We start from the raw sequence: 21,845 nt of genomic DNA, 5'->3' as shown, positions 1-21,845 counted from the left end.
GGCCGGAGCCGAAGATGAACCTCGTCAATACGATCGACAGCCAGAATGCCGCCTTGCTCGAGGGCGAAGGCGAGGATGAGCTCGACCTGTCGACCGTTCATCCCGTCTTCACTAGCGCACCGCGCTCGGTCTCGTTCAACAAGCTGCGCAAGCGGCTGATCCGCCAGGTGCGCCAGGCAATGTCTGACTTCGACATGCTCAAAGGTCAGAAGCGGTGGCTGGTCGGTCTGTCGGGGGGCAAGGACAGCTACGGCCTGCTCGCCATCCTCCTCGATCTTCAGTGGCGCGGACTGTTGCCGGTCGAACTGGTCGCCTGCAATCTCGACCAGGGGCAGCCGAATTTTCCGAAACATGTCCTGCCTGAATATCTCGCCTCAATCGGTGTGAAACATCGCATCGAGTATCGCGATACCTATTCGATTGTGAAGGAGAAGGTCCCCAGCGGTGGGACCTATTGCTCGCTCTGTTCTCGGTTGAGACGCGGCAATCTCTACCGCATTGCCCGCGAAGAGGGCTGTGATGCGCTGGTGCTTGGCCATCACCGTGAGGACATTCTTGAAACCTTCTTCATGAACTTCTTCCATGGCGGCCGCCTCTCGGCCATGCCGGCCAAGCTTCTGAACGACGAGAAGGATCTCTTCGTCCTGCGTCCGTTGGCTTACGCGGCTGAAGAGGACATGGCCCGCTTTGCGCAGGCGATGGAGTTTCCGATCATCCCTTGCGACCTCTGCGGTTCGCAGGACGGTTTGCAGCGCAATGCGATGAAGGAGATGCTGGCCGGCATCGAGGCAAAGATGCCCGGTCGGAAGGATGCCATGCTTAGGGCACTTGCCCATGTCGATCCCTCGCATCTGCTCGACCCGAAGCTCTTCGATTTTGCCGGGCTGATGGCGACCAAAGCCGAATAAAGCCCGGTCTGCCCGGTTTTCCGCAGGCTTGCTTGTAAAGACACAGGAAAATTGCTGCATTGCGCCAAGATCGGGCCGCAAGGCTGGACTGTGCGATCGGCTTCTTGCACATTGCGCTCGGATAAGGGGTCCTGCATGTCGATTTGCCGGGCCCCGTGAATTGTGTGGGAGTAGGAATGTCTGAGGTCGCTCAGCCTTCGGTGTCGAGACGTGCCGTCTTTCTCGTCGGAGGATATGAACGCAACGATGCTGCCGGCTTTTTTCGGCGTATCGGCCGCGAAATGGAGCGCTTCTGCAAGTGCTGGTCGGTCGAAGCCAAGCTCGGCGAACCGGTCGAGGCTAACAGCACCATGGCGATGACTGGGGTGGCCGATTATCGGAGCCCCGACGGTGTGTGTCGATCCGACATCACTTTTTTGAGTTTCGACGACATCGTCAAGCATGATGGGGCACGGCCCTTTGTCGTTCGCCTTGCGGCCTATCTGCTTGCCTTCTTCGACTATGTTGTCTCCGGCACGATGTTCCGCTTCTTTGCCACCAATTGGCGCTTCGCACTCTATTTTCTCTATCCCCTCGTCATGCTGGGGCTGTTCGCCTGGTCCGGTACGATCGCCTATCGTCTCGTGCACTGGATTGGGCTTCCCGGTGGCCCGCTTCTGCCGGCACTTGCCGGCCTTGCTGTCATCTATGCTCTCGGTCGCTCTGTTGGCCAACGCTATTTCGTCTACCATCTTATGGATCTCTGGTCGTTCAGCCGCGAGCACCTCCATTGCCGGCGCCCCAGCATGGATCAGCGGATCGACGCCTGGGCCGCGTTGATTTCGCAGCGCATAGCGCAATCGGCCTATGACGAAGTCCTGCTTGTCGGGCACTCCACAGGTGGTGCTCTTATCCTCGACGTCGCTCACCAACTGGCCGAGAGGCTGGTGGCTGAGGGCAGGCCCATCGACTTCCAGCTGGTCACTGTCGGCTCGACATCGCTCAAGGTTGCGCTGCATCCGGCGGCCGCGCGCGCACGATCGCGACTGGAGGCGCTTTCCCGTCATCCCGGCATTCGCTGGACCGAGTTCCAGGCGCTGACCGACATCATCAACTTCTACAAATGCGATCCTTATGCCCGGGCTGGTCTCAAACATCAGCGGGCTGATCAGTTCCCGCGACAGTTCCAGGTGCGCATTCGCGACATGCTGGAGCGGGAGACCTATCGGCGCGTGAAGAAGAACTTCTTCCGCGTTCACTATCAGTTTATTTCGGCCAATAGCCGCCCGTATTTCTACGATTTCTTCATGATCTGCTGTGGCACCCGGCCTATCGAAGCCGTAAGAGGCGACAGGCTGCCGCTATCGGCAGAGGCACGCGAGACTACAGAGGCGACTTCATGATCCGCATTTCCTTCATCCTCTGGGCCCTGATGCTGGTGACCTGGTGCGGCATGCGTTATCCGGCCATGCGCCGGGCGCGGCGTCAGAAGACGGCGATCGACAAGCGCACGCCGCTCGACATTTCACTGCTCGTCTTCTGCACGTTCGGTCTGGTTGTGATGCCGGTTCTCTGGCGGCTGGAGGTCCTTGGAGGACTGGCTGATCGCGGGCAGGGGGTTGTGACCATTGTCCTCGGGACGCTCTCCGGGATGGCCTTTCTCTGGCTCTTCCGCCGCAGCCACAAGGATCTCGGCAAGAACTGGTCGGTGACGCTTGAGGTGCGCGAGGGACATCAGCTGGTCACCGGCGGTGTCTACGCTTATGTGCGTCACCCGATGTATGCGTCCTTCCTGCTCTGGGGCGTGACCCAGGCGCTGCTCATCCCCAACTGGATTGCAGGCTTTGCCGGACTGGTCGCTGTCTTTGCCCTCTATGCCGTGCGTCAGTCACGGGAAGAGGCAATGATGCGCGAGACCTTCGGCGCCGAATACGACGCCTATTGCGCCCGCACCAAGCGGCTGGTTCCCGGCATGTTCTGAGCGTCTCAGCGACGACGAAGAGCCTGCTTGATTTCCTTGATCGACCGCTCGTGCAGCTTCGGGTTCTTGTCGATGTTGAAATGGCCGATGCCGCTGATCGCCGTTTCGCCCTGACGCAGGTTGATGTTGGCGAGTTCGCCTTTGAAGCCGGGCGCGGGCAGGACGGGTGACCACAGGTTTTCGCCACCGGTGTAGAAGTTCAGCGTCTTCCTGACGTTGGCCGGCACCGGCCCTTTGCCGGTCGGATCGAAGCTCAAGATCAGAGCGACCGGAATCTTCATTGGCTGCAAGGCGCGTGCCACCGAAAAGGTCATGTCGGCGCCGAGCGAATGCCCGACCAGCACGATCGGGCGGGCATCCTTCGAGGCGCGGTAGCGCTCGGCAATCCTGCGGGCAAAGGTCTGAGCATTCGGGAGAGACATCACCTGCGCGTTGACGCCATCCGCCTTCAGCTGCTGCCCCAGGGTATTCAGGCCCGTCGAGAAAATATCGGCAAATCCGCGAAATAGATAGACCTGGCCGTTCGGGGGCTTCGGCCTTCGGGGCTTTGCCGCCTCGGCGGGCAGGATGGAGGCTGCAAGAAAAAGGGATGCCTGGGAGAGGAGGGCGCGCCTGGAAATCATGTCGGAAGGACATCCTCGAAAATGGAGTGCTTTCGGATTCATGCATGATTTGACGAGCCTGACAACCGACATGCCGGGCCATCGGCCCTGTACTTCGCCATTGTCGACAGGCTAGAACGGGCGCATCCCGGACGGCGCCAGATTTCGCGCCTCTCTTTCACGGATCAGAAAGGCCACTCATGACCGCGACCATCGATATTGCCGCCCTTGCCAATCTTTTGCAGCAGGCTGCCGTCGAAGAGATCCTGCCGCGCTTCCGCAATCTCGGCGACGGTGATGTCAGGATGAAGACCGAAGCGATCGACCTTGTGACGGAAGCAGACGAGGCCGCCGAGCGTGTCATTCGGAAGGGGATCGAGGCCATCATGCCCGATGCTCTGTTCGTCGGCGAGGAATCGGTCGCGGCCGATCCGGCGCTTCTCGATCGTCTGAAGGGTGCTGAACTAGCCGTCGTGGTCGATCCGATCGACGGGACCTTCAACTTCGCATCGGGGCTCACGCTGTTTGGCATGATCCTCGCCGTGGTGTCCAAGGGCGAAACCATTGGTGGCGTCATCTACGACCCGATCGGTAACGACTGGGCGCTGGTGGAGAAGGGCTCGGGTGCCTGGATCTATCGGCCGGATGGCAGCCAGGAGCAGATGCAGGTGCGGCCCAGCGGCCCGCTCGAACAGATGATCGGGATCGCCAATACCGGTTTCTTCGACATCGAGACCCGGCGAAAGATCCTCTCCAATCTCGCCGAGGTCCGGCTGTTCACCAGCTATCGCTGTGCCGCCCATGAATACCGGCTGCTCGGCCAGGGGCACATGGATTTTGCGATGTACAACAAGCTGATGCCCTGGGACCACCTGGCAGGCGCGCTGATGATGCAGGAAGCGGGCGCACACGTCGCGCGCTCCGATGGTTCGCCTTATCTGCCGCATCATACGTCGGGCGGACTGCTCGTGGCCTCCGATGCCGACGCCTGGCAGGAGTTGCGCGAACGCATCTTCACCGTCGACTGATCAGGAAAAAGGCCCGGCGATGACCGGGCCTTTCGCATTTTAAGCGAGTGTGTCGGATCAGACCTGCTTGTTCTGGGCCTGGAACAGGCGGCCCTTCTCGCCGATCAGCACGAAGATCAGGCCGATGACCGAAACGACAAAGAAGCCAGCCACCATCGGTAGTGCGGTGCCATCGAAAGCCTGGCCGATGGCCGCGCCGATGACCGAACCGCCGATCGTGCCCATGAAGCCGAGAACCGAAGACGCTGTGCCTGCGACATGGCCCAAGGGTTCCATGGCCAGCGAGTTGAAGTTCGAACCGATCCAGCCGAACTGGAACATCGCCAGCGAGAAGAAGGTGATGAACAGGAAGAACGGCATCGGCTGGGGCCCGAGAACCTGCACCACCAGCCAGATCAGGTTGATCGCGATGAAGCCGAGCAACGAGCCATGCGAGAGCTTGCGCATTCCGAAGCGGCCGACCAGCTTGGCATTGACGAAGGACGACAGCGCCATGAACAGGGCCACTGCCGCGAAGGCGACCGGGAACCAGACGCCGAGCTCGTAGATGCCGACATAGATCTGCTGAGCGGAATTGATGAAGCCGAACAGCGCGCCGAATATGAAGGTGCTGGCGATGGTGTAACATAGCGCCACACGGTCGGTAAGGACGATGCGGAAGCCGTCGTAGATCACCTTCACGGTGAAGGGACGGACATCTGCGGGTGCAAGCGTCTCCGGCAGGCGGACATACATCCACACGCCGACGATCACCGCAATCACCGCCATGAAGACGAAGATCCAGTGCCAGTCGCCGAAGAGCATGATCACCTGGCCAGTGCCGGGGGCTACGACCGGAATGACCATGAAGACCATCATGATCAGCGACATGACTTCTGCCATCTGGCGGCCACCGAAGACGTCACGGACAATCGAGACCGTGATGACGCGGGTTGCGGCCGAGCCGATGCCCTGGATGAAGCGCAGGATCAGCAATGATTCGAAGGAGGGCACAAAGACGACGGCGAGCGACGATACGACGTAGATCGCCAGGCCAATGATCATTGGAATGCGCCGCCCAAAGCGGTCGGCGATCGGGCCATAGAAGAGCTGGGCGAAGCCGAAGCCGATCAGATAGGCGGAAACGACATACTGGCGATGGTTTTCGTTTTCGACATTCAGAGCGGCGCCAATTTCCTGGAGACCCGGCAGCATGATGTCGATGGCAAGCGCGTTGAGCGCCATAAGGAATGCCATCAGCGCGATGAATTCGGCACGTCCCATTCCCCCAAGTGTCTTGGGAGGGGACTGTAATGAATCTGACATGAATAATGACCTTAGAACGGCATGAAGGCGTTGCTTGGGACAACGCCTTCATCGCCTGGAGATTTTTTGAAGCCTTGCGGCTGATGTTGTCAGGCAGCGCCGCGGACGGCGATGCCCTGATCTTCGAAATGCTTCTGGAGTTCGCCCGCCTGGAACATCTCGCGGACGATGTCGCAGCCGCCGACGAATTCGCCCTTGATGTAGAGCTGCGGAATGGTCGGCCAGTTGGAATAGGCCTTGATGCCTTCACGGATTTCCATATCGGCGAGCACGTTCACGCCCTTATAGTCGACGCCGAGGTAATCGAGCATCTGCACGACTTGGCCTGAGAAGCCACACTGCGGGAACTGCGGGCTGCCCTTCATGAACAGGACCACGTCGTTGGTCTTGACTTCGTTCTCGATGAATTCGTGGGCGCTCATGGCATTCTTCCTTTTCACATGCCGTTCAAGGCGGCAGCTTCGATCTGTCATAGAAATAGCAATACGGTTTTACTTTTGCCAGTGGCGACTTTGCGACAGCGCCGGAATTAACGGCTGCGCTGGCGGCTGCGCTTGGCCGCCGTGCGGCGACGGCTGACTTGTTTCCGGGCAGGGGCTTTGACACGTTTCGTCGTCTTGCGGACATAACGGCCCGTGGTCGCGGAGCGCGCCTGGCGCTTGCGCCGACGGGTGGTGCCCTTGCGGGTCGACTTCTTGAGTATCTCCTTCAGCACGCCCTCTACGACGTCCTTGATGATGTTGCCGATCAGATCCGCCATCTTTACTCCCCCACGCCCTCGAATTCAGCGGGTTTTTGTTCTCTCCACTCTTTAAATCAGCGCAATTCTCGTCTAGCAAGCGCCACCTGCGGCGGCCTGCCGTCTATGAAGTGACCGTCTCAATGATCCAAAGCCGCATCGTGCTGCATTTCCCGGGCTTCGAACCCCTCGACGCCGAAGCCCATCGACAGCGATACAAGCGTTCGGCAGCGCAAGCCTCGGCCGTCTGGCAGGCGCAGTTCAAAGTCGATGACCTCCTGCACGATGCGCAGGGCGCACATTTTTCGGTGGATGCGTATGGCGAGGGCTGGGCGACGCGATCACAGATCCATGTCTTCGACCACAATGACTTGATTGCGGCCATGCGGGCAGAGCCGCTCTGGATGCAGATTGCGAAAGGCTTCAAGGCGGGCTTCGACGTGGTCAGGCAGGGCGGTGCCTGGCGCTATTTCCGTAATGCCTGGCGCTTTGGTCTGTTCTTTCTTTTCCCCTTCCTGTTCGTCGCCGCAGGCCTCGCGCTTGCGGTGAACATCGCGGCCATTCCCTCCACCTTCGAACTCTCCTCCTTGTGGTTCCTGCTGGCACTGCCTGCCGGCTACCTCGTCTTCCGCCATGGGGTCATTCCGTTCTCGGACCGGTACCACGTCCTGCATCTGCTTGCCGATTGGCGCCTCGCCGTCGCCGTCGCCGAAAATCGGCGAGAGGTGGATGCCTTCATAGAGCGGGCAGCAGGCGAGGTGGGGTCGGCCTTGGAAGGTTCTGCCGACGAGATTCTGGTCACTTCGCACAGCATGGGTGCGAACTTCGCGATCTCCGTTGTTGGCCGGCTTCTCGAGACATCACCGGACGCGCTCAAGGGACGACGGCTCGTCTTCGTCACCCTAGGCGGTGCCGCCTTGCAGTGCAGCCTGTTGTCGTCTGCATCCCTGCTCAGGCAGCGGATCGGTGCGCTCGCGCGTCATCCATCCGTCGACTGGTTCGATATCCAGTGTCTCACCGATCCGATCCATCTCTACAAATGCCACACCGTGGCGCTGTCGGGACATGCGGACGCGCCGCAGCCCAAGCTCGTCTTTGTCCGCTTCAAACATGCGCTGTCTGCGGAGCGCTATCAGAAGAACCGCCGCGACTTCTTGAGAATGCACCGGCAATATGTGCTCGGACCCGATCAGCCGAGCGGTTTCGACTTCACGCTGATGACGGCGGGGCCGTTGCCGGCGCGTTCGTTCGAAGCGCTGGAATCGGCGACGGCACCGAAGCTTCAGGCCACACAAAGATAAAGGCCCGCCACTGGTGTGGCAGGCCTTCGACAGTCTAGCGATCTGGTCTGCTCAATCAGTCAGGGATGCTCGTCTGCAATGCCAGCGCATGCAACACTCCGCCCATATTGCCCTTCAAGGCGTCGTAGACCATCTGGTGCTGCTGGACGCGGCTCTTGCCCCGGAAGGCTTCGGCGACGACCTCGGCGGCATAGTGATCTCCGTCCCCGGCGAGGTCGCGGATAACGACCTTCGCTCCCGGAATGCCGGCCTTGATCATGTCTTCGATGTCGCCTGGTTTCATCGGCATGTAATGGATCCCTCATGCAAATCAGCTATGCGAGAACTATCGTGCATTCGCAGAAGCGATTCAATGGGGCAGGCAGCGCCTACCCCATGCTCCACAGGCATGTGATCGAACGCCTCAGGGGAGTTCGCCGTCCATGAGGGCGGGGAACCACGCCTCGTGAGCCGTCTTGAGGTCTTCAACCGCAACCGGGCGGGCTTCGCCCAGAACCACGTTCGAACCACCGGTGCGGCCGATCCACGGGCAGAAGACGCCTGCGGCTTCGGCGCGGACCTGGACCTGATCGACATTGTCTTCGGTGACGGTCAGGACGTAGCGGCCCTGGTCTTCGCCATAGAAAACGGCGATCGGGTTCGCATCGTTCAGGGCGTTGACATGCGCGCCGATGCCGGAGGCCATGGCCATTTCAGCAACGGCAAGCGCCAGGCCGCCCGACGAGCAATCGTGCACGGCGGTCGCGAGCCCATCCTGGATCAGGCCGCGAACGAAGTCGCCGACCTTCTTTTCATGCGCGAGATCGACATGCGGGGCCGGACCATCGGTGCGGCCATGGATGTCGCGCAGATACACCGACTGGCCAAGATGCGTGCCCCAGCCGGACGGCGCGCCGGCCAGCAGGATGGCTTCGCCCTGAGCCGCAAAGCGGATGCGGGCCATCTTCTTCCAGTCCTTCATCAGGCCAACGCCGGCAATGGTCGGGGTCGGCAGGATGCCCTGTCCATTTGTTTCGTTGTAGAGCGAGACATTGCCCGAGACGATCGGGAAGTAGAGTGCCTTGCAGGCTTCGCCGATGCCCTTGATGGCGAATACGAGCTGACCCATGATCTCGGGGCGCTCGGGATTGCCGAAGTTCAGGTTGTCGGTCGCGGCGAGCGGAAGCGCACCGGTCGCAGTGATGTTGCGCCAGCATTCGGCCACCGCCTGCTTGCCGCCTTCAAACGGGTCGGCCTCTACGTAACGCGGGGTGACGTCAGAGGAGAAGGCGAGCGCCTTGGAGGCATGGCCTTCGACGCGGATGACGCCGGCATCGCCGCCCGGAAGCTGCAGCGAATTGCCCTGGATCAGCGTGTCATACTGCTCATAGACCCAGCGGCGCGAGGAGTTGTTGGCCGAGCCAACCAGCTTCAGCAGCGCGTCTGCGACGTCACCAGCCGGGATGTCGTTTTCGGCAAGAGGCGCAGGGGTCTTGGGCTCGATCCAGGGACGGTCGTATTCCGGGGCTTCGTCGCCGAGCTGCTTGATCGGGAGGTTGGCGACTTCTTCGCCCTGATGGATGACGCGGAAACGCAGGTCGTCTGTGGTGTAGCCGACGATCGCGAAGTCGAGGCCCCATTTGACGAAGATCGCCTTGGCGACCTCTTCCTTGGAGGGCTCGAGCACCATGAGCATACGCTCCTGGCTTTCCGACAGCATCATTTCGTAAGCCGTCATGCGCTCTTCGCGCACCGGCACCTTGTCGAGATGCAGCTCGATGCCGAGGTCGCCCTTGGCGCCCATTTCAACGGCCGAACAGGTTAGGCCGGCGGCACCCATGTCCTGGATGGCGATGACCGCGCCGGTCTTCATCAGCTCAAGGCAGGCCTCGAGCAGGCATTTTTCGGTGAAGGGGTCGCCCACCTGAACGGTCGGGCGCTTTTCCTCGATCGACTCGTCGAATTCGGCCGATGCCATGGTCGCACCACCGACGCCATCGCGACCGGTCTTGGCACCCAGATAGACAACGGGAAGGCCGACGCCCTTGGCTTCCGACAGGAAAATGCCGTCGGCCTTGGCGAGGCCGGCTGCAAAGGCATTGACCAGAATATTGCCGTTGTAGCGTGCGTCGAATTCGACTTCGCCGCCAACGGTCGGCACGCCGAAGGAGTTGCCGTAACCGCCGACACCGGCGACAACGCCGGCGACCAGATGCTTGGTCTTGGGGTGATCGGGCGCGCCGAAGCGCAGCGCGTTCATGGCGGCGACCGGACGGGCGCCCATGGTGAAGACGTCGCGAAGGATGCCGCCAACGCCGGTTGCCGCGCCCTGATAGGGTTCGATGTAAGACGGATGGTTATGGCTCTCCATCTTGAATACGACCACGTCGCCGTCATCGATATCGACGACACCGGCATTTTCGCCCGGCCCCTGGATGACACGCGCACCCTTGGTCGGCAGCGTCTTCAGCCACTTCTTTGAAGACTTGTAGGAGCAGTGCTCGTTCCACATTGCCGAGAAGATCCCGAGCTCGGTGAAGGTCGGCTCGCGTCCGATCAGGTTCAGGATGCGATCGTATTCGTCCGGCTTCAGGCCGTGGCTTGCGATCAATTCTGCGGTGATGGGACGGGAGTTGGAAACGGTCATCTGGCTCTCAGGGCAATGGAGATCGGTGGGAGATCGGTTTCGAGGCAGGCTATAACCCAAGCCCGCGCCCGGCGCACTTGAAAAATGCGCGCAATCAGGCCTTTCCTGCGGCTTTCCAGCACAAGAAGCCTTGGCTTTTCCCGATGGTCAGACGATGGCGCTGGTGCCGAGCGGCGACTGGTCTAGGATGCGGCGGACCGTCTTCAGCCCCTCTATGGAAATCGAACGGTCGCGACCTTCGCTGAAGCCGACGCGAACATGATGATAGACCCGCGACGAACGGGCTGGCTTGAACTCGTCCTCGTCGTCGATCAGGACGTCGGCATCGAGTACCGCCTGCTTGAAGGTGCCTGACATCCAGGGTTCGGGAAGCTTCAGCCAGAAGAAGGGCAGGCGCGGATGGGAGCGGAAGTCCTTGCCAGAGAAAAGCTCGCGGACGACTGCTTCGCGCGCGCCGATTTCTGTCAGAACCTTGCTCCTGATTTCGACGGCAGCACCCGACAGCACCAGTCGGGCGGAGAGTTCCGCGAGAAGAAAGGGCAGGCCGCCGGTCACCATCTTCTGGGTAACGCGCACGCGCTGGCTCATGTGGGGCGGGCAGGCGACCCAGCCGCCGCGCACACCGGCTGCGACACATTTCGACAAGCCGTTTAACAGAAATGTCCGGTCAGGCGCCAGTTCCGCCAGGAGCGGGATCTCGTCTGCGATCATGCCGCCATACAGATAATCCTCGATCAGCCAGACGTTGTATTTGCGGGCGATGTCAACGATGTCTTTACGGCGGGAGAGCGGCAGGCAGGCAAGCGTCGGGTTCTGGCCCGAGGACATGATGAAGGCTGCCTTGGGGTGTTCGCGGGCGCAGACGCGTTCGAAATCCTCGGGAAGAATGCCGTCCTGATCCGAATCGACCAGCGCGATCTGGCGGCCCATGAGGTTGGCGCTGCGCGACACCTGCGAATAGGTGAGGTGCTCGCAGACGATCCGGTCGCCGGCGCCGCTGACTGCGGCGACAACGGCGTTGATGCCGGCATGCACGCCAAGCTGCGGCAGGACCTGCTCGGCCTCCGGCTGCCAGCTCCCCGAGGCGAGCCAGAGCCGACCTGCCTCCAGCCAATCGGGAGAGAGTGTGCGGGTATAGCTCGAAATCTCGCCCGGATGGGCCGTCGCGATCTCCGCCATGATCCGTCCGACCGTCTCGGCCTGACCGACGTCGATCGCAGCTGTCGTATCGAACCGCAGTTTGCCTGGCGGCGGGACCATTGCCCGGGTGCCCCCATAATTGATCGTCACGGGATCGCGGGCCGGGAGTTCGTTGCCGTCGCTGCTCGCCTGGACATAGGTGCCGCGGCCAACCTCGCCGGTCACCAGTCCGCGCTCTCGAAGCAAAGCGTAGGCGCGCGAGATTGTCCCTATTGTCACCCCAACATCATAGGCGAGATCGCGCTGCGGCGGCAGCTTTGCTCCATGGGGAAGCGCGCCTGATTTGATGGCACTTTCGGCATCATCCGCGATGCGGATGTAAAGCGGGCCGGTTCCAGTATCGAGTGAAGGGAGCCAATTTGTCATGATGACAATTTTATAGATTGTCACCCTTGTTGAGTCAATTCATAGAGAGATCATGGAGACAAAAACGCTAGGAATTGCTGCCATGGTGACAATAGATACAATCGCGCCGAGGCCCACCCGTCAGAAGGTTGCGTTGCCAGTCCGCAAGGGGGCATTGTTGCCATTCCGTGGTCTTGCGCGCGCGCTCAAGCTGTGGTGGCGGGCGCGAAGCACGCGCGTGCAGCTTTCGCAATTGACGGAAGAGCAATTGCGCGACGTCGGGCTATCGGCTGAAATGGCGGCGCGGGAGATCAGGAAGTCCCGGCTGTTGCTGCTCGATCCGCCTGTTCAGCCGCCGATGTGATCAGCAGTCGTTTCTGCCGTTGGCCCAGCGAACAACGTCCTGGCGAATCCGTGGCGCGACATCCTCGTTCAGGAGTGGGCCGAAAGCGTCAAGGCGAGGAGGCTTTCCTTCTGCCTGAACCACCAGCACGGGGCGGTCGTCGCGTGATCCCTTGCGCACCAGGAGGATGCGTGGACGGCCGGAAAAGGAGCTGAGTTCAGGGGAAAGCTGGTAGGTTCTGAACGCGGCGTCGCCCGACTTGAACCAGCAGCGGTTCGCAGCGACGGCGACTTTTTCCATGATGTCGAGTGCCGACTGACCGGCTGCCGACGGGCGCGGTGCCTCCGGCTTGCAGGCCACAAGACCGGCTGCGGCAAGGAGAACGACGGAGAAGGCGATGCGGCGCATGGGCGATCTTTCGGCTGACTGCCGCCTTCCCTTAAAGGTCCGTGGTTAAGCGAAGCTTACCTCAGGCCGCGATGACGTCCAGCGCCGAGGCGAAGATGCCGCGGCCGTCGTTGCCGCCGTGGGCGGCTTCGATCAGGTTTTCCGGATGCGGCATCATGCCGAGCACGTTGCCCTGTGCGTTGATCACGCCGGCAATGTCGTTCATAGAGCCGTTCGGATTGGTGCCGTCGGCATAGCGGAAGACGACCTGGCCATTGCCCTCGATTGTCTTCAGCGTCTCGGCATCAGCGAAATAGTTACCGTCGTGGTGAGCGACCGGGCAGCGAATGATTTGGCCCTTTGCATAGGCGCGGGTAAAGTCGGTATCGGCGTTGACGACCTCGAGCTTGATTTCCTTGCAGACGAACTTCAGCGAGGTATTGCGCATCAGTGCGCCCGGCAGCATGCCGGCTTCGACCAGGATCTGGAAGCCGTTGCAGACGCCGATGACCTTGACGCCCTGCTCGGCCTTTTCCTTGATCGCCTGCATGACCGGCATGCGGGCTGCGATCGCGCCGCAGCGCAGATAGTCGCCGTAGGAGAAGCCGCCGGGGATGACGATCAGGTCGACATCCGGGATCTCGGTCTCGGTCTGCCAGATCGTCACTGGCGCATGGCCGGAGATCTTGGTGAGCGCCGCGATCATGTCGCGGTCACGGTTGAGGCCTGGGAGCTGGACGACGGCTGATTTCATGGCTTTGGCTCAAACCTTATCTGGGCTTTCTGGAACTCGCGCAGTTCCAGACGATTGTCGATCCGGTCTAACCGGCTTTCGAAGTGGCCGACTGTTGCGCGCAGGTTGTTTACGTCACCCTGCAGCGCATGCAGTTGCGCGCGCATTGTCTGATTATCCGCGCGCAACTCGCTGATGGCAAAGTCCACCTTGTCAAATCTCTGATGGAGCTTCTTCAGAAGCTCGAACATCAATTCGCTGGTGACTTCAGCCATCGCGCATCTCCTACAACCCTCAGGCGATGGAGATAGTATAGTTCTCGATGACCGTGTTGGCGAGGAGCTTCTCGCACATCGCCTTAAGGTCGGCTTCCGCCTTGGCCTTGTCTTCGCCTGCAAGCTCGAGATCGAAGACCTTGCCCTGGCGGATCTGGCCAACGCCATCGAAGCCGAGCGCGCCGAGCGCGCCTTCGATGGCCTTGCCCTGAGGGTCAAGTACGCCGTTTTTCAGGGTTACGGTGACGCGTGCCTTGATCACTGATCTCTTCTCCAAAGCTTACTTGACGAGAACCGGGCCAGTGCCGCGCACCGGTTCGTTTTCATTCATGATGCCGAGACGGCGGGCGACTTCCTGGTAGGCTTCGAGCAGTCCGCCCAGATCCTGCCGGAAGCGGTCCTTGTCGAGCTTTTCGCGCGTCTCGATATCCCAGAGGCGGCAGCTGTCCGGCGAGATTTCATCGGCCAGGATGATGCGCATCATGTCGCCTTCATAAAGGCGGCCGCATTCGATCTTGAAGTCGACGAGCTGGATGCCGATGCCGAGGAAGAGGCCGGAGAGGAAGTCGTTGACTCGGATGGCGAGCGCCATGATGTCATCGAGTTCGGCGGGGTTCGCCCAGCCGAAGGCCGTGATGTGCTCTTCGGAGACCATGGGGTCGCCGAGCGCGTCGGACTTGTAGTAGAATTCAATGATCGAGCGCGGCAGCACGACGCCTTCCTCGATGCCGAGGCGTGTCGAGAGCGAGCCGGCGGCGACATTGCGCACGACGATCTCGAGCGGAATGATCTCGACTTCTTTGATCAGCTGTTCGCGCATGTTCATGCGGCGAATGAAATGGGTCGGAATGCCGATCTTGTTCAGATGCGTGAAAACATATTCTGAGATGCGGTTGTTCAGAACGCCTTTCCCGTCGATGACTTCATGCTTCTTCTTGTTGAATGCCGTTGCATCGTCCTTGAAGAACTGGATCAGCGTGCCGGGCTCTGGACCTTCATAGAGGATCTTTGCCTTGCCCTCGTAAACGCGGCGGCGACGGTTCATGAGTGGTTTTCTCTATTGTTGGCATCCCGGCGCGCCTTGCGCGGATGCAGTGGATCGGTCTTTGAAGCGGTCCCATATCGGAAAACCTTCGTTTTCACAATGCGCAGATCACCCCTTCCTGCCAAAACGTCGCGCTGCAAACGACTCACCCGGACTCGCGGAAGTTTGCATTGCACTTTGTACTCCCTTTTGATTAATGGGGAAACGAAACCGCACGATGGCGGCACAAAATGGGAGATCGATATGAGCGGCATCAGTGATCGCGAAAAGGCCTTCGAAAACAAGTTCGCACACGACCAGGAGCTTCGTTTCAAGGCGGAAGCCCGCCGCAACAAGCTGGTGGGTCTGTGGGCCGCCGGCCTGCTCGGCAAGGCCGACCCGGACGCCTATGCGAAGGAAGTCATCGCTGCCGATTTCGAAGAGGCTGGCGACGAGGATGTGATCCGCAAGGTCATGGGTGATCTGACGGCCGGTGGCGTGTCGATCACCGAAGAAGAACTGCGTTCGAAGATGATCGACTTCCTCGGTCAGGCCATCGAGCAGATCCAGAACAGCTGATCCAGCGATCGACCTTCTGAAGCGACAATCCGCCCGGGCTCAGCCTTGGGCGGATTTTTTGTTTCTGAGATGTTCGGAGACGTCACTGAAGTCGGCCGGCCGGGCAAGGCCGTAACCTTGCAAGACGTCGCAACCGAGCCGGGCGAGAATGCGGGCGTGCTCTTCCGTTTCCACGCCCTCCGCCGTCACCCTGATCCCGAGCGAGCGCGCGATCTGGATGATCGATTTCACAAGAATCCGTTGCTCCTGGCTGTCGGGCACGTCTTCGATCAGTTGCCGATCGATCTTCAGGGTGGTCGGCTTGAGGTTCAAAAGCCCCACGATCGATGCATGGCCGGTGCCGAAGTCATCGATCTCGATGTCGATCGCCAGGCGTCTCAGCATGTCGAGATTGCTCAAGACGGCAGCGTCCTGGCGGTCGAGAAAGACGCTCTCCAGAAGTTCGAATGACACTGTACCCGGCTTAATGTCGAGATCAGCGAGGCCTCGGGCGAGGTCGGGGTCTGTCAGGCGACGGGCGGAGACGTTCACGGATATCTTCGGCGGGGCGATGCCCTCCTGGCGCCAGGCGTCCAGGTCGCGAAGCGCCTTTTCGAGAATCAGGCCGTCGATCTGGGCGAGGACACCATACTCTTCCGCAATCGGAAGGAACTTGTCGGGGCCAAGGATGCCGCGCGTCGGGTGGCGCCAGCGCGCGAGGCATTCCGCGCCTGCGACTGCCCGCGTTCGCGCGTCGAACTGCAACTGGTAGTGCGGGAAGATCTCGTCGTTCTCCAGCGCCCGAAGTAGTTCGCTGGAGAGACGGTTGGTATCGGCAATCAAGGTGCGGCTTGCCTGGACATAGAATTCGTAGCGGTTGCGACCAAGATTCTTCGCCTTGTAGAGCGCAATATCGGCATTTTGCAGCAGCTGCTTCGGGTCGATGTTGCGGGTCAGCGTATGCGCGATACCGATGCTGGCGCCAAACCGGCATTCCTGGCCATTGTACCAGGCTGGTTGCCGCATCTGGGCGATGATGCGGTTGGCGATGGCGATGAGAGTGGGTGTTGCGCCGTCGTGGTCGAGGAGGACGACGAACTCGTCTCCCCCGATTCGCGCGGCAAAGTCCGTAGCACGGATGTTGTCGCGCAGGATGCGGGCCGCCAGCATCAGCATGGCGTCGCCGGCGCCGTGACCGAGCGTATCGTTGATCTGCTTGAAGCGATCGAGGTCGATGTGCAGGATCGCGATGCCGGATCCGAGCGTGCCCTTGCCGGCGCGCCATTCTTCGAGTTTTTCCTCCAGGTAGCGCCGGTTCGGCAGGCCCGTCAGGTAGTCGTGCAGGGCCGACTGCTCGGCCTCCAGTCTTGTCCGCTCGAGCTCCGCATTGCGCGCTTCGGCCAACATCTTCTGCTGCTCGAGTTCCTGTCTGAGGCGCTGATCCTCGGTCACGTCCCAGTTCACGCCGATCAACTTGAGCCGGCCGTCGTGGTCCATGAAGGGGAGACTGTTGGAGCGGATGTAACGCGTGCTGCCGTCCCGGGCGATGATCCGGTAGTTGTCGGTGAATGGTTTCAGTTCAGCGATTTTGCTCGCGACATAAGCCAGCGTCCGGGCACGGTCTTCCGGATGAAGCTTGCTCTCCCAAAAGCCGCCGATCTGCACGTCGCCATTGTTCTCGACCTCGAAGATGCGGCGCATCCCTTCATCCCATTCGCTGGTGCCGGCCTCGAAATCCGTTTCGAAAATGCCGATACCTGAGATGTCGATTGCAAGCTTCAGACGACGGGAGAGACCCTCCAGCCATTCCTCCTGCTGTTTGCGGGCGCTGATATCAGTGTCGGTGCCGATGATGCGGCTAGGCTTGCCGTTTTCGTCACGCTCCACGCAGGCGCCTCGGCACTCGATCCAGACATAGTGACCGTCCCGGTGGAGTTCCCGGTACTGAAAGACGCTGTAATCCGGGTCGCCCGCGTTCTGCCGTTCGATGCAATGCACGACGCGCTCGCGATCCTGAGGATGCACGAGTTCCAGCCAGTCCTCCATGGTGGGTGGGTACGGGTCATCCGGGCCCAGTCCCCGGATCTGCCGCCAGATGCTGGAATAGTAAAAATCCCCAGAGCTGCGTTGATCCCAAACGCCAGAGGTCGAGCCGACAAGCGCGTGGTTCCAGCGGCTTTCGCGCTCCTGCACCTCTTGCAACTGCCGGCGGAGTTCCGTGACCTCGGTCATCTGGATCAGCACTGAACCATGCCTCGGGTCTGCGGTGGCTTGGCCGGCCAATGTGACGATGAAATGCCGGGGATTGCCGCCCTGCGTCGAAATTTCCAGTGTCGACGGATCCCCGTCCATCCGCCGGCCAAGAGCAAGCAGCAATTTGGCCGCATCGGCAGCCTGCAGGTGTCTGGCGAGATTGTTGCCGGGCGCAACCGCCTCCCCGAGGGCCGCGCCCAAAGCCTTGTTCATCGTCCGGATAATGCCGTCGGGATCGAGCCAGGCCGCAGGCCAAGGAAGGCGGGCGATGTCGATACCAGCCGCGCCGGGAGTAGATGGAGAGGCCGCGTGTGGGCGCAAAATCAGGCTCCTCGCTTCGCATGATCGCGAGGATTCTATGAGGGGCCGCTTAAGAAGGACTTAAATTGGCCTTCGCAATGCTCCGATTAACGCGAGGTTTGCATCTCATCCGCAATGGACGGTTGCTTCCGGATTAGGCCTGCAGGCGCCCTATAAACTGCGCAAAGACCATCGTGCCTTCCGGCCAGGGTCCGTGTCCGGATTCGGCGTTGATGTGACCCGATTCGCCGGCGTCGATCAGGAACGAGCCCCAGGCATTGGCGATGTCCTCTGCATGGGCATATTCGCCGAAGGGATCATTCCGGCTCGCGATCAGGAGCGATGGGAAGGGCAGGGTCAGGCGCGGATAGGGCCCGAAAGTCATCAGGTGTTTGGGCCGGATCTCGGGATTGGAGACGTCAGGCGGTGCGACGAGAAAGGCGCCGGCGACCTTGTTCTTCATCTCCGGGATCGCATGCACGATCGCGGGGACGCCAAGCGAATGCCCGACGAGTACGACCGGCTTGGTTGCCGCGTTGACCTCTTCGGCAACGCGGGCGACCCAGTCTTCGCGCACGGGCTTTGACCATTCCGCCTGTTCCACGCGCCGCGCCGTCGACAGTTTGCCCTCCCACCGGGTTTGCCAGTGGTCGGGGCCGGAATTGGTGTAGCCGGGAACGATCAGGATTTCTGCATCTGAAACTTTCATGGCCTCTATCTGCTGTCCCACATGGTCGTCGTCAAGATTGTGCCGCCTCGAAGGTTCGATAAAAATAATATGTAACACATACTAGTTCGATCTTGTGGGCGGTGTTACGATCACATCGTGCCCGGATCGGGAGGAGATCGGTCAGGGCTGTTACCGGGAGGAATTTCATGAAGCACGTCCATTTGACGGCGGCGGCACTGCTGCTGCTCGGCCTTGATCCGTCTGCGGCGAAGGCGGCCATCGCCTGCGCCGATCTTGCCAAAACAGAGAACCAACCATCCGATGTGACGATCACCGAGGCTGTTGTGACGCCTCCGGGTGAGGAGGTTTCCGTCGCCCATTGCCTGGTCAGGGGCAAGACGCCCGACAGGCAGGGGATCGATGGCAAGACCTATGCGATCCGCTTCGAGTTGCGGCTGCCCGTCGAATGGAACGAGCGTTTCGTCCACCAGTTCAATGGCGGGAATGATGGTGCGGTCGTGCCGGCGATCGGTCCACTTCTCGGAGGCCGCAAGAGTGATACGGCGCTGGGACGCGGCTACGCCGTTGTTTCGAGCGATGCCGGCCACGACGGCAATGCCAATCCGGACCGAGGGCTGGCTGGTGGTGCGGCCTTCGGCTTTGATCCGCAGGCGCGCCGTGACTATGGCTACGGCGCTGTCGCAACGCTGCAGCCGATCGCCGAGCAGATCGTCGAGAAGCACTACGGCAAGCCGATCGCCTATCGCTATGGCATCGGCAGCTCCAATGGCGGCCGGCACGGCATGATGGCGGCGGAGCGTATGCCCGAGGTCTTCGACGGATTGCTGGTCGGTTATCCCGGTTTCAATCTGCCGAAAGCGGCGATCCAGCACGCGCTAGACATCCAGGCCTGGTCGACCGTCGATCCCGATATTGCGAAGGCGTTCAGTCGCGATGACTTGAAGGCTGTGGCGGATGGCGTGCTGGCCGCCTGCGACAGTCTCGACGGTGTCTCGGACGGCATCGTTGCGGATGCCGACGCTTGCGAAACGACTTTCAAGCTCGAGACCCTTGCCTGCGCGAGCGGGGCCATCACTGGCTGCCTTCGACCGGAGCAGATCGAGGCGCTGAAGACATCCATTGCCGGGCCCAAGGATGCGGAGGGCAGGGCGCTCTACACCCATTGGATCCTCGACACCGGCATCGCCTCTGGTAACTGGCGTACATGGAAGCTCGAGAGCTCGATCGAACCCTGGGCCAAAAGGCCGATCATCGGCGTCATGGGGGCAGCCTCCCTGGCGCAGGTCTTTACGACGCCGCCAACGGACGTGGGCGGCACTCCGGACGAGCTGATCGCTTTCCTGCGGGATTTCGACGTTGCGCGCGACGGCGCCAGGATCGCAGCCACCGACGAGACCTTTACCGAGTCGGCCATGGACTTCATGGTGCCGCCCGGTGCCGATAATCCCCGGCTCGACGCCTTCCGGGAGGCGGGACACAAGATGCTCGTCTTCCACGGCAATTCCGACCCGGTTTTTTCGGTCGTCGATATGGTCGACTGGTACAAGAAGCTCGACGCCAACCATGATGGCAAGGCGTCGGATTTCGTGAAGCTCTACCGCATCCCGGGAATGCCGCACGGGGCCAGTGGTTCGAGCTTCAACGACTTCGATTTCTTCACGCCGCTCGTCGCCTGGGTGGAGCAGGGCAAGGCGCCTTCCGGCGTTGCGGCAGGGATCACGGAAGACAATGCGGAAGCAGCCTCGCTCGAGGGCACGCGCTTCCTCTATTGCCCCTATCCCGCCGTGACGCGTGCGGGCGCCGATCCGGCCGCCGAAGGCGAGGGCCGCTATACCTGCCGTTGACGATCAGGCCCCGGCAGCGGCGCTGCCGAGCCGCCGGGGCTGTAACGGCTTCGTGCGCAAGTTGCGCAGGACATGGCAATTGTTAGCTGATACACTAATTAGCTCAGGACAAAGTGCGTCGCATGTTTCTTGAAGCATGCGATGTCCCTGTTTACGGCGCGCTGTCGCGACCGCTCCGGCCCCGACGCCGCCCACGCATTTCACTTTGCAGCTTACAGACCCTGTTGCTCGAGGAGGAAGTGAGAATGTCGACATTTCATGTGATGACCGGTGCGACCGGCACGATAGTCAGGCCTGAGGTACGGCGCATCGCCGTGTCCGAAGTCTTTGCAGCACTGCGCGAAGGTTATGAGGATTTTCGCGAAAAGCCTTCCCACTATGCCTTCGTGGCACTGATTTATCCGATTGCCGGCGCAATCATGATCGGTTGGAGTTCAGGCGTCGAACTGCTGCCGATGGTTTATCCGCTGCTGGCCGGCTTTGCGCTTGTCGGCCCGCTTCTGGCGCTCGGGCTCATGGAAATCAGCCGTCGCCGCGAACTCGGCCAGCCTGCCAACTGGTCCGACGTGCTCAGCCTCTTCAAGTCGCCATCCTTGCCTGCGCTTCTGATGATGAGCCTCTATCTGCTGACGCTCTTCATGGTCTGGCTGGTGGTGGCGCGCGGGCTCTATCTCTCGCTGATCGGTGACTATCCGTCGCCGGGCCTCTTTGCCTTCGCGGGCGGGGTTCTCGACCATCCGAATGCCCTGGCCTTCCTGTTCTGGAGCAATGGCTTCGGCTTCGTTCTTGCGCTGATCGCACTTGTGATCAGTATCGTCGCCTTTCCGATGTTGCTGGACCGCGATTGCGGCGCTGCCTCGGCGGTTTCCACCTCGGTCAGGGCAAGCCTTGCCAATCCTGTGCCGGTCGCCGTTTGGGGCCTGATGGTCGCCGGACTGCTGGCGATCGGGATGGCGACGCTGATGGTCGGGCTGGTGATCATCGTGCCGGTGCTTGGCCATGCGACCTGGCACTTCTATCGCCGGCTGGTGGTCTAGTTCTCGCCCCCTATGCGCCGCTGACGGCATAGGCGGCGAGTGCCGCCAACGACAAGACGAGAGGCAGCAGGCGCTCGCCTCTCGTTCGCGCCTTGGTGACCAAGGCCATTAGTGCCGATGCAGCCAGAGCGGCCGCAAGTAGTACCGTGCGAACCAGCGCGCGGCTGCCATCAGTCTCGATCCCCGAGGGGTCGATGGTCGGATCAAGCCCCGGCATCCAGTCGTATCGGTCGCCGCTCAGCAGCAGAATGCCCGAGATGGCAAGGATAGAGGTTGTCGAAAGAAAGAGGCGTGACAGGCGCGCCATGCTTCACTCCTCCCCATTCAAAACGGGCGCGAATATCTCCGCGCCCGTCTCATTGTGTCCCATGTCCGTTCGCCGGGTA

At 61.0% G+C, this 21,845-nt stretch carries 24 protein-coding genes; 9 read left to right on the top strand and 15 right to left on the bottom strand.

Annotation, left to right across the window (positions count from 1 at the left end):
- The first annotated feature begins 14 nt into the window (after window positions 1–14).
- From ttcA to BW978_RS19775, 3 genes are all read left to right on the top strand, one after another.
- Complete coding sequence (ttcA, locus tag BW978_RS19785; RefSeq protein WP_076397552.1) at window positions 15–908, top strand: tRNA 2-thiocytidine(32) synthetase TtcA; 894 nt, start codon at window positions 15–17, stop codon at window positions 906–908.
- Between the two features lie 176 nt (window positions 909–1,084).
- Window positions 1,085–2,290 carry an alpha/beta fold hydrolase gene (locus BW978_RS19780; protein ID WP_076397551.1) on the top strand — a complete coding sequence of 402 codons (1,206 nt, stop codon included), beginning with the start codon at window positions 1,085–1,087 and terminating at the stop codon, window positions 2,288–2,290.
- Window positions 2,287–2,868, top strand: coding sequence for a protein-S-isoprenylcysteine O-methyltransferase (locus BW978_RS19775; RefSeq protein ID WP_076397550.1), 582 nt, complete (start codon window positions 2,287–2,289; stop codon window positions 2,866–2,868). Before BW978_RS19780 ends, BW978_RS19775 begins: the two co-directional genes overlap by 4 nt.
- Before the next feature lie 5 nt (window positions 2,869–2,873).
- Here the strand turns inward: BW978_RS19775 and BW978_RS19770 are convergent, their stop codons facing one another.
- Window positions 2,874–3,491: a thioesterase domain-containing protein gene (locus tag BW978_RS19770; RefSeq protein WP_076397549.1), complete on the bottom strand. Its 618-nt coding sequence runs from the start codon at window positions 3,489–3,491 to the stop codon at window positions 2,874–2,876.
- 179 nt (window positions 3,492–3,670) lie between these two features.
- Between BW978_RS19770 and BW978_RS19765 the strand changes: the two genes are divergently transcribed.
- Window positions 3,671–4,498, top strand: coding sequence for an inositol monophosphatase family protein (locus BW978_RS19765; protein ID WP_076397548.1), 828 nt, complete (start codon window positions 3,671–3,673; stop codon window positions 4,496–4,498).
- Between the two features lie 57 nt (window positions 4,499–4,555).
- Here BW978_RS19765 and BW978_RS19760 read toward each other — a convergent pair whose 3' ends face one another.
- The 3 genes from BW978_RS19760 to BW978_RS19750 form a co-directional block, all read right to left on the bottom strand.
- Window positions 4,556–5,761, bottom strand: coding sequence for a multidrug effflux MFS transporter (locus BW978_RS19760; RefSeq protein ID WP_139330611.1), 1,206 nt, complete (start codon window positions 5,759–5,761; stop codon window positions 4,556–4,558).
- Between the two features lie 131 nt (window positions 5,762–5,892).
- Window positions 5,893–6,225 (bottom strand): Grx4 family monothiol glutaredoxin, encoded by a 333-nt coding sequence (gene grxD / locus BW978_RS19755; RefSeq protein ID WP_076397546.1) that lies wholly within the window; start codon window positions 6,223–6,225, stop codon window positions 5,893–5,895.
- A 107-nt stretch (window positions 6,226–6,332) separates the two neighbouring features.
- Window positions 6,333–6,563 (bottom strand): hypothetical protein, encoded by a 231-nt coding sequence (locus tag BW978_RS19750; protein WP_076397545.1) that lies wholly within the window; start codon window positions 6,561–6,563, stop codon window positions 6,333–6,335.
- A 122-nt stretch (window positions 6,564–6,685) separates the two neighbouring features.
- Between BW978_RS19750 and BW978_RS19745 the strand changes: the two genes are divergently transcribed.
- Window positions 6,686–7,843 carry a hypothetical protein gene (locus BW978_RS19745; RefSeq protein WP_076397544.1) on the top strand — a complete coding sequence of 386 codons (1,158 nt, stop codon included), beginning with the start codon at window positions 6,686–6,688 and terminating at the stop codon, window positions 7,841–7,843.
- 55 nt (window positions 7,844–7,898) lie between these two features.
- Here the strand turns inward: BW978_RS19745 and BW978_RS19740 are convergent, their stop codons facing one another.
- The 3 genes from BW978_RS19740 to BW978_RS19730 form a co-directional block, all read right to left on the bottom strand.
- Window positions 7,899–8,132, bottom strand: coding sequence for a BolA/IbaG family iron-sulfur metabolism protein (locus BW978_RS19740; protein WP_054149753.1), 234 nt, complete (start codon window positions 8,130–8,132; stop codon window positions 7,899–7,901).
- A gap of 114 nt (window positions 8,133–8,246) precedes the next feature.
- Entirely contained in the window at window positions 8,247–10,469 is a 2,223-nt protein-coding gene (gene purL, locus BW978_RS19735) for a phosphoribosylformylglycinamidine synthase subunit PurL (RefSeq protein WP_076397543.1), read from the bottom strand.
- A gap of 147 nt (window positions 10,470–10,616) precedes the next feature.
- Entirely contained in the window at window positions 10,617–12,035 is a 1,419-nt protein-coding gene (locus tag BW978_RS19730) for an aminotransferase-like domain-containing protein (protein ID WP_076397658.1), read from the bottom strand.
- A gap of 52 nt (window positions 12,036–12,087) precedes the next feature.
- On the opposite strand from BW978_RS19730, the gene BW978_RS19725 reads away from it, so the two are divergent.
- The gene (locus BW978_RS19725) at window positions 12,088–12,378 is read left to right on the top strand and encodes a DUF1127 domain-containing protein (RefSeq protein ID WP_076397542.1); all 291 of its coding nucleotides are present in this window, start codon (window positions 12,088–12,090) and stop codon (window positions 12,376–12,378) included.
- Here BW978_RS19725 and BW978_RS19720 read toward each other — a convergent pair whose 3' ends face one another.
- The 5 genes from BW978_RS19720 to purC form a co-directional block, all read right to left on the bottom strand.
- Complete coding sequence (locus BW978_RS19720; RefSeq protein WP_076397541.1) at window positions 12,379–12,765, bottom strand: hypothetical protein; 387 nt, start codon at window positions 12,763–12,765, stop codon at window positions 12,379–12,381. It abuts the gene before it with no gap.
- A gap of 61 nt (window positions 12,766–12,826) precedes the next feature.
- Window positions 12,827–13,498, bottom strand: coding sequence for a phosphoribosylformylglycinamidine synthase subunit PurQ (gene purQ, locus BW978_RS19715; RefSeq protein WP_076397540.1), 672 nt, complete (start codon window positions 13,496–13,498; stop codon window positions 12,827–12,829).
- Window positions 13,495–13,752, bottom strand: coding sequence for a hypothetical protein (locus BW978_RS19710; protein WP_076397539.1), 258 nt, complete (start codon window positions 13,750–13,752; stop codon window positions 13,495–13,497). The genes purQ and BW978_RS19710 overlap by 4 nt, the downstream gene beginning before the upstream one ends.
- A 19-nt stretch (window positions 13,753–13,771) precedes the next feature.
- Window positions 13,772–14,014 carry a phosphoribosylformylglycinamidine synthase subunit PurS gene (purS, locus tag BW978_RS19705; RefSeq protein WP_076397538.1) on the bottom strand — a complete coding sequence of 81 codons (243 nt, stop codon included), beginning with the start codon at window positions 14,012–14,014 and terminating at the stop codon, window positions 13,772–13,774.
- An 18-nt stretch (window positions 14,015–14,032) separates the two neighbouring features.
- Window positions 14,033–14,797 carry a phosphoribosylaminoimidazolesuccinocarboxamide synthase gene (gene purC / locus BW978_RS19700; RefSeq protein ID WP_076397537.1) on the bottom strand — a complete coding sequence of 255 codons (765 nt, stop codon included), beginning with the start codon at window positions 14,795–14,797 and terminating at the stop codon, window positions 14,033–14,035.
- A gap of 243 nt (window positions 14,798–15,040) precedes the next feature.
- On the opposite strand from purC, the gene BW978_RS19695 reads away from it, so the two are divergent.
- Window positions 15,041–15,355: a DUF1476 domain-containing protein gene (locus BW978_RS19695; RefSeq protein WP_076397536.1), complete on the top strand. Its 315-nt coding sequence runs from the start codon at window positions 15,041–15,043 to the stop codon at window positions 15,353–15,355.
- A gap of 39 nt (window positions 15,356–15,394) precedes the next feature.
- On the opposite strand, the gene BW978_RS19690 is transcribed toward BW978_RS19695, so the two are convergent.
- Both BW978_RS19690 and BW978_RS19685 read right to left on the bottom strand, forming a co-directional pair.
- Window positions 15,395–17,908 carry a sensor domain-containing protein gene (locus BW978_RS19690; protein WP_076397535.1) on the bottom strand — a complete coding sequence of 838 codons (2,514 nt, stop codon included), beginning with the start codon at window positions 17,906–17,908 and terminating at the stop codon, window positions 15,395–15,397.
- 133 nt (window positions 17,909–18,041) lie between these two features.
- Window positions 18,042–18,596, bottom strand: coding sequence for an RBBP9/YdeN family alpha/beta hydrolase (locus BW978_RS19685; RefSeq protein ID WP_076397534.1), 555 nt, complete (start codon window positions 18,594–18,596; stop codon window positions 18,042–18,044).
- 167 nt (window positions 18,597–18,763) lie between these two features.
- Here BW978_RS19685 and BW978_RS19680 point away from each other — a divergent pair, with 167 nt between their 5' ends.
- Window positions 18,764–20,422 carry a tannase/feruloyl esterase family alpha/beta hydrolase gene (locus BW978_RS19680; RefSeq protein WP_076397533.1) on the top strand — a complete coding sequence of 553 codons (1,659 nt, stop codon included), beginning with the start codon at window positions 18,764–18,766 and terminating at the stop codon, window positions 20,420–20,422.
- Between the two features lie 245 nt (window positions 20,423–20,667).
- On the top strand, window positions 20,668–21,459 hold the full coding sequence (locus BW978_RS19675; protein WP_076397532.1) for a DUF2189 domain-containing protein: 792 nt from the start codon (window positions 20,668–20,670) through the stop codon (window positions 21,457–21,459).
- Window positions 21,460–21,469: 10 nt separating this feature from the next.
- Here BW978_RS19675 and BW978_RS19670 read toward each other — a convergent pair whose 3' ends face one another.
- A complete protein-coding gene (locus tag BW978_RS19670; RefSeq protein WP_076397531.1) occupies window positions 21,470–21,766 on the bottom strand; it encodes a hypothetical protein in 297 nt (98 codons plus the stop codon).
- Window positions 21,767–21,845 lie beyond the last annotated feature (79 nt).

This window comes from Rhizobium sp. RU33A, from assembly GCF_900156055.1.
Taxonomy (GTDB): Bacteria; Pseudomonadota; Alphaproteobacteria; order Rhizobiales; family Rhizobiaceae; genus Allorhizobium.
Note: the sequence above shows the minus strand (reverse complement) of the source record. Positions and strands in the feature narration are given on the sequence as shown.